This is a genomic window from Flavobacterium sp. FPG59, assembly GCF_002150205.1.
Lineage (GTDB): Bacteria > Bacteroidota > Bacteroidia > Flavobacteriales > Flavobacteriaceae > Flavobacterium.
Genome location: NZ_MTCA01000343.1, coordinates 1 through 1,855, shown reverse-complemented (window position 1 = coordinate 1,855; position 1,855 = coordinate 1). Strand labels below are relative to the sequence as shown.

The 1,855-nt window shown below is 26.7% G+C and carries 3 protein-coding genes; all 3 read left to right on the top strand.

All coding sequences use genetic code 11. The annotated features are described in order from the left end of the window. A partial coding sequence (locus FPG59_RS16770; RefSeq protein ID WP_217875943.1) for a hypothetical protein occupies nt 1-193 on the top strand: 193 nt, incomplete at its 5' end. 17 nt (nt 194-210) lie between these two features. Then, nucleotides 211-1,110, top strand: coding sequence for a hypothetical protein (locus FPG59_RS15775; RefSeq protein WP_086455490.1), 900 nt, complete (start codon nt 211-213; stop codon nt 1,108-1,110). 36 nt (nt 1,111-1,146) lie between these two features. Beyond that, nucleotides 1,147-1,839, top strand: coding sequence for a hypothetical protein (locus tag FPG59_RS15770; protein WP_140344714.1), 693 nt, complete (start codon nt 1,147-1,149; stop codon nt 1,837-1,839). Nucleotides 1,840-1,855: the final 16 nt, after the last annotated feature.

Below are 1,855 nucleotides of genomic sequence, written 5' to 3'. Positions count from 1 at the left end.
TTCAAGATACTTATTAATATTAATCAAAAAAAATATAATTATGGGACTATTTGACAATTTTATTACTTTTCTAACCGAAGGTGGCAAAAAAGAAGGCTATAGATTATGGGAAGGAAAAAGTGGAAGCTATATTAAAAAAGGAGGAAGCGGTAGAAAAGGCAAAACAATATCATTTTTTAAAAAGAAAAAATAATTAATTATAAAACAGATATGAAAATAAAAATTTTGATCATTGTAGCTTTAATGTTCACTTTAATCACTTACTCTCAAAAGAAGCCAACTAAAACCATTCAACAGCAAGCAAATGAATATAAGATTTGGTTTGAGAAACTAAATCCATATCAAAAAAGAGATGCTGCGAGAAATCTTGTTTTGAAATTGAATAATATGCCTCCAGAATATAAAGGTATTTGGCTGGCAGTTTTAACAGATAAGGAAATTAAGCCAACTTCAATGTCATTGTCAGAAATTGAAAAAGGTATAATTAAAATTACTAAAGTTAATATCGAAGCTCATTTTTTTGATCCTAAACAAGATTCATTGATATCAATTAAAATTATTGAAAAAATGAGTAACAAGGATTGGGCTTTAAAGGAAAATGCTGTAATTCAAAAAAAGATAGATTCCATAACAATAGTTTTGGCGGAATTAAAAAAAGAGCGGTTGGAATTAAAAAAAATGATACCTGAAAATTTTAATTATCACGAAACCAAAAATGACACTTTATACAATGCTCATTTCAGAATTCAAGAATTAGAGAACGAAATACCTAAACTTACAACTGAATTAGTTCATTATCCAGATGATTTTTTAAAAGGAATTTCGGATGATTATAACAAAATAAATTGGTCCGATGAAAAACCGTATAAATTTTTAGTTGAAGTTATATCATTACCTAATGATGGTTTAGATAATATTCCGGAAACACATTATTTTATTGGAAATTATAAGCAAGGAAAACAATTTTCGATTAATATGAATCAATATGGTAGTCGAATGATGCCTTCTCAGGATTTGAATATCAATATAATAAAAAAAGATTATCGTGATGATGAAAAATTTTCTGCAAAACAAGTGGCATACAAGCATTTTTATACATATTACGATTAAAATGTAAAAAATACTAATAAAGTATCAATATAAAATATGAAAAACACAATACTGCTATTGATTTTAAGCTTAAGCTTAACTACTTACTCCCAAGATATCGAAAAAATGGATAAAAAAGAATTGAGGATAGCTTTAAAAAATAGCACTACGAGTAAGGATTCTGTGATTTCAATTAACAGCATTAAAGACAAAGAAATAGCTATGCTAAATCAAAATCTAATTGCAACTAAAGATTCAATAAAAGCTCATAAAGTAAAAATCACTTCGCTTCAATCGTTTAAAAAACAAAGTGAAGACAATTCTAGAATGTTGAGTAAAACAGTGGCTGCTTTGAAAGATTCAATAGCTAAATTTTCAGTATCGAATCAACTTACTGAAGAAGAGATAGAAAACGATGATGATATACCGATAGAGTTAAATTGCTTGGGGGTCTGGGTTGGTAAATCTGGAGGGAATGTATTAACTTTTATAATTAGTAATTACGATGATATAGGATTTAAAGGTTATTATATTTTAAATAATTCTGTTAAATCTCATACAGGTTCAAAAATGAAAGATTCAAAAATTACTTTTAAAGTATATGAAGAACGCAGATTGATTGGATCAGTAAATTTAACATTTGATTTTGATGAACAAAATTACAATCATAAAGCGAGAGGAGTCTTTAAAAATATTAATGGAAGTTCTGAAAATGTAACTTTAAGCATTGATTATAATTATAATAACTAATTCATATTTCCTTTTG